Genomic DNA, 5,052 nt, shown 5'->3' with positions numbered 1-5,052 from the left:
CCTCGAAGACCGCGCTGAAGCAAAAAACATTAAACTCTTTTTTAAAGATAAATATACTGCCATTACATTGGTTTCGGCCGATCGCGAAAAGATTAGGCAGGTGTTGATTAACTTGCTGGTAAACAGTATTAAGTATGGCATTGATGGTGGCGAAACAGCCATTAAGATTTTTGAACTGCACGATCAGGTTTTGATCGAAGTTACCGATAATGGCATCGGCATAGAAGAAAAGCATTTGTTGCGCTTGTTTGAGCGTTTTTATCGCATTGATACCCACCGGGCGAGAGAAGTTGGAGGCACAGGTTTAGGTTTAGCCATTGTAAAACACATTTTAGAGGCACACCAACAAACCATTTCAGTAAGAAGTACGCCGGGCATAGGCACAACCTTTGCATTTACACTACAAAAAGGCGGGTAATTTTCGATCTTTTTAGTAGTAGACAACCCTTAATTCTTTTGTCACAAAGGCGCTAATTACACAGAAGCGGGCAAACTAATGCGCTAATGCCAATGAACTTCTTTAATTATTTCATTGTCAGCTATCTGAAAATATAGAAATAACGCACTCCTGACTAAATAAGGAGATAATTAGTTAATATAATTAATAAATTAACATTAACTTAACATTGGGCTTGTAGCTTTGCAACATATTAAAAATTAACATGAACAATATTTTTAAGTTCTTTACACCTCAAGACAAAAAGTTTCATCCGCTTTTCGAGCAGGCAGGTAGCAATGCATTAAAAATTGCAGAAACCCTTTTAGAAATGGTTAGCACAGGTGATGCTGAAAGCAGAAAAACAATTTTTAAAGAAATTGAGCGCTTAGAGCATGTAGGTGATGATATTACCCATTCAATTTTTCTTGAACTGAGCAGGAACTTTATTACGCCATTTGATAGAGAAGACATTCATGCATTGGCTACTGCCGTTGATGATGTTGCCGATTATATTTATGGTACTGCAAACCGTATGCAGATGTATAACATGAATACCATTAACGAGCCGATTGTTAAAATTGCCGAGCTTTTGGTAGAAATGTGTACTGATATTGATAAAGCAATTAAAGAATTACGCAGTTTCAAAAACATCCGTGTAATTGCCGATGCTTGTATCCGTATTAACAGTGGCGAAAACCAGGCTGATTATGTATTTACATTAGCGGTAGCCCGTTTATTCGAATACGAAACCAATGCGATTGAATTAATTAAACAAAAAGAGGTTTTACAAACGATAGAAAAAGCGACAGATAAGTGTGAGGATGTGGCGAATGTGCTTGAAACTATCTTGGTTAAAAACGCTTAATAAAAAACAAACATGGTAACTACCTTATTGGTTGTTGTTGTAATTCTGGCTATTGCTTTCGATTACATTAACGGCTTTCACGATGCCGCTAACTCGATTGCAACAGTTGTTTCTACAAAAGTTCTTACGCCTTTTCAGGCGGTTTTGTGGGCTGCGTTGTTCAATTTTGCTGCCTACTTTTATTTTACCGACCACAAAGTAGCCAATACAGTTGCTAAAACGGTAATCGAAAATTATATCACTTTAGAAGTTATCCTTGCAGGTTTGGTTGCAGCAATTATCTGGAACCTTTTAACCTGGTGGTATGGTATCCCTTCAAGTTCATCACATACCTTAATTGGCGGTTTTGCTGGTGCAGGTATGACACATGCTTTACTTATAGGCGCTAGTCCGCTTGATGCTGTAAACACGGGTTATGTAATAAAAATTGTTTCTTTTATTGTACTGGCACCAATAATCGGTATGGTTATATCAGTTGTATTAACACTGATCATTATCAATATCTGTCGTTATGCTAAGCCAGCAACTGCTGAGAAATGGTTTAAACGCCTGCAATTGCTTTCTTCTGCTGCATTAAGTTTCTTCCACGGAGGTAACGATGCTCAAAAGGTAATGGGAATCATTGCAACAGCTTTAATCGCCTCAAAAGTAATTCCTAATTTCGAAGCTATGCCTGCATGGGTGCCAATTGCCTGTTATTCGGCAATATCGTTAGGTACAATGAGTGGTGGCTGGAAAATTGTTAAAACAATGGGTTCCAAAATCACTAAAGTAACCGCACTGGAAGGTGTTGCTGCCGAAGGCGCTGGAGCAGTAACTTTAGGTATTACAGAGCATTTCGGTATTCCGGTTTCTACAACGCATACCATTACAGGTTCGATTGTAGGGGTAGGTGTAGTAAAAAGCGTTTCTGCAGTACGTTGGGGTGTAACCATCAACTTAATCTGGGCCTGGATTTTAACCATTCCGGTTTCGGCTACATTAGCGGCGATTATTTATGCCGTGATCTATTACTTAAAATAAAAACAAAATCCTTTAATATACTTGAGAGACCAAAGCTAATAGCCTTGGTCTTTTTTGTTTTGTAATGATTTGGAAAGCAGGAGTGGAAGCCTTTGGTTTGGGTTCCGCCCCGCTAAACGCTTTATCCCGATGAAAAATCGGGATGTCCGCTTATATCGGGTTTAGATTACAATTGTTGTGGTTCTTGGGAGAATATTGGGTGCTTAAAATCGTCATTGCGCGGAGGTACGACGAAGCAATCATACAACGATAGCTAATAATAGGGTGAACATTAAGATTGCTTCTCCGAAGAGTCGGGGCTGGCAGTACCTCGTAATGACGATCTTTCTATGAGAATCTGTCAATGGTGGCGGAGTCAATGTTTTCTAATTATTGAATAGGTGTCTTCGACTACGCTCAGACTGACATGTGAGGGGATTTTAAAAAAAATAGAAAGTTTATTAGGAAATATTGGCTGCTTGAAACCCTTCGCTAATAAATAGCTGGAAACTTAAAACTTAACGCTTATTTCGACTAAATCAGTTCCATTTTTAGGCAACACCCAATCCGGACCTTCTTGTATCAGTCTTTTGGCTTCCGCATCGGCTTTTTTGTTCAGTGATTTTATAACGCTGATATTTGTTGGGCGTCCGTTACTTTTAACTTTGAAACTTAAAATCACAAATTGTTCGGGGCCTTTAGGGTTATAAAGTTTGTTGTTATTCTCTAAGTATTGACTATAGTTAATGGTAGAAACCGGAATAGGCTTCGTAATATCATCGGCCGATTTTCCATCCAGGTTTTGTTCTGCATGCAGTGTAATTTTTGGTGCCGCAATATTTTCTTTCTTATGCCCATATGAGCCTGTAATTAATGCGATTTCGTTTAGTGATCTATTCCCGCTTAAAGCACTTTTAATTGCATTAGGATCTTGCAGACCAGCTACAGGTAATTCTTTAAAGCCAATAGCGTTAATCAATAAGTCCTTATCTTTTGCGTTGCTATCAGCAGGTAAATAGAAATAACCTTTAGCATCAGTCGCGGTTACATTTTTAGAACCCGCTAACTTTACCACAGCACCCGGAACAGGTTGGCCATTACTTTGGTCTACAACGTTGCCGCTAAACGCAATTTTACTAGAGCCAAATGCTGGTGCTGCTGCCACTACAGTCTCACTTATCGTAACTGGGCTTGGTCTGTAATTGCCAAAGCCTACCGCGCTCTTCGCTTTAGCGCGATTGCTCTCGGTTGCAATTTTCGCCGCTTTTACCTCGGCCATTTGTTGCTCTGCCCGTTCTAATGCAGGTTTTGCTTTAATGTTTTTCGCTAAATCCCCCGTTTTTGCGGCTGTAATTGCTTTATCAATCAAAGCTGCCTTTGTAGAGTTTTGCGTAACCGTATCTTCTTTAGGTTTGGGTTGAACTGAAGCAATACTCGTTGTACTATCTAACTGAACCATCACACCGCCCTGTTTATGTGCAGCAAGTTCTGCATTCCTGCGATTGGTTTCGCGCATAAAGAATAAAATGCTTACCGCAATAAATGCTACGGTTGCAGTTGCTGCAATACTTAACCTTTGGGTAGTAATGCCCCAAAGCTTACGTTTTATAGGTTTCTCCGAAACACGGTCGTACAGTTGTTTTTGTAAAATAGAAAGCGTTTGCTTGCGTTTGGGCGATTGTTTCAGTCCCTCTAATGCTTCGGCAACAAAAGGGTCTTCCAAAGCCTGTCTTTCTACAAAGTGCATAGCCTTAACATCAAGTTTACCATCCAGGTAATCTTCCAGAACATCAATATCTAACCAATCGTTATTCACTACTGTTTTTCTCTATACAAATCTTTAAATTCCGCTTACCATTTTGGATGTAACTCTTAACTTTAAGCATGTCGTAGCCCGTAATATCGGCTACTTCTTTATAACATTTTTCTTGTAAATAAAATAAATCTACACTTTTTCGCTGTTCTTCGGGCAAAGTTTCCATACACTTTTCCATAATGGTAAGCTGCGTTTCTTTTGTGTTGTCTATATCCAGATGCACAAACTCGCTATTTTCCACAAAAGTATCGTCTAATGAGACATTATTTTGCTTCGCCGATTTACGTAGTGCCATTAAACAATGGTTCCGCGTTAAAACATGAAGCCAGCTTTTAAAGTTCTGTACCTCATGTATTTTCAGCTTCGTTACCAGTTCTTCAAAAATCTGCATTACCGCATCCTTGCTTTGCTCTTCATCTTTGAAGTAGTTTAAACAAACCCCGAACACCAAATGCATATATTTATTGTAAAGCGTACCCAACGCGTCTAAATCGCCCGTATTTTTATACTGGGCAATCAGTTTGGCGTCTTCTTGCTGGGCGTTCCCAGCTGTGTTTTTTATAAACCTCAAAAAAATGGTAGCTATTTCGAATTATCTTTCAAGTATAAAAAATATTTCTGAGTGATGGCACATAAACTAATTTTTTAGGAAGAGAAGGGCCTAAATATTTTACCTTGCTCCCTATCTTTTTAAGTGGTTTAACATTATTGCCATGTGCAAAGGCTTATCTTTGAGGGTAAATAAGAATTATGGCAGTTGTTTTGCTAAACATGATTAAACACACAAAATGAAAAAGATCAATATTTTATCGGCATCACTGGCCATGCTGATATTTACAAGCCTAAATGTTAGCGCACAGATTAAACTGAGTGATATATTTAAAAAAGTAACCGAAAAACAGGGCACTACCACAGCTGCCACCGGAACGC

The 5,052-nt window shown here is 38.8% G+C and carries 5 protein-coding genes; 3 read left to right on the top strand and 2 right to left on the bottom strand.

Annotated features, from left to right (window positions below):
* The 3 genes from AC1DPQ_RS17250 to AC1DPQ_RS17240 all read left to right on the top strand — a co-directional run.
* On the top strand, window positions 1-418 hold a 418-nt coding region (locus tag AC1DPQ_RS17250; protein WP_477610351.1), incomplete at its 5' end, for a sensor histidine kinase.
* A 244-nt stretch (window positions 419-662) separates the two neighbouring features.
* Window positions 663-1,304 carry a DUF47 domain-containing protein gene (locus AC1DPQ_RS17245; RefSeq protein WP_029274248.1) on the top strand — a complete coding sequence of 214 codons (642 nt, stop codon included), beginning with the start codon at window positions 663-665 and terminating at the stop codon, window positions 1,302-1,304.
* Window positions 1,305-1,316: 12 nt separating this feature from the next.
* Window positions 1,317-2,327, top strand: a complete 1,011-nt coding sequence (locus AC1DPQ_RS17240; protein ID WP_029274247.1) for an inorganic phosphate transporter — start codon at window positions 1,317-1,319, stop codon at window positions 2,325-2,327.
* 490 nt (window positions 2,328-2,817) lie between these two features.
* Here AC1DPQ_RS17240 and AC1DPQ_RS17235 read toward each other — a convergent pair whose 3' ends face one another.
* Both AC1DPQ_RS17235 and AC1DPQ_RS17230 read right to left on the bottom strand, forming a co-directional pair.
* Window positions 2,818-4,122, bottom strand: coding sequence for a carboxypeptidase-like regulatory domain-containing protein (locus AC1DPQ_RS17235; RefSeq protein ID WP_477583036.1), 1,305 nt, complete (start codon window positions 4,120-4,122; stop codon window positions 2,818-2,820).
* Window positions 4,115-4,693 carry an RNA polymerase sigma factor gene (locus AC1DPQ_RS17230; RefSeq protein ID WP_477583038.1) on the bottom strand — a complete coding sequence of 193 codons (579 nt, stop codon included), beginning with the start codon at window positions 4,691-4,693 and terminating at the stop codon, window positions 4,115-4,117. The genes AC1DPQ_RS17235 and AC1DPQ_RS17230 overlap by 8 nt, the downstream gene beginning before the upstream one ends.
* Window positions 4,694-5,052 lie beyond the last annotated feature (359 nt).

Source organism: Pedobacter sp. 01T416_2, from assembly GCF_056398925.1.
Note: the sequence above shows the minus strand (reverse complement) of the source record. Positions and strands in the feature narration are given on the sequence as shown.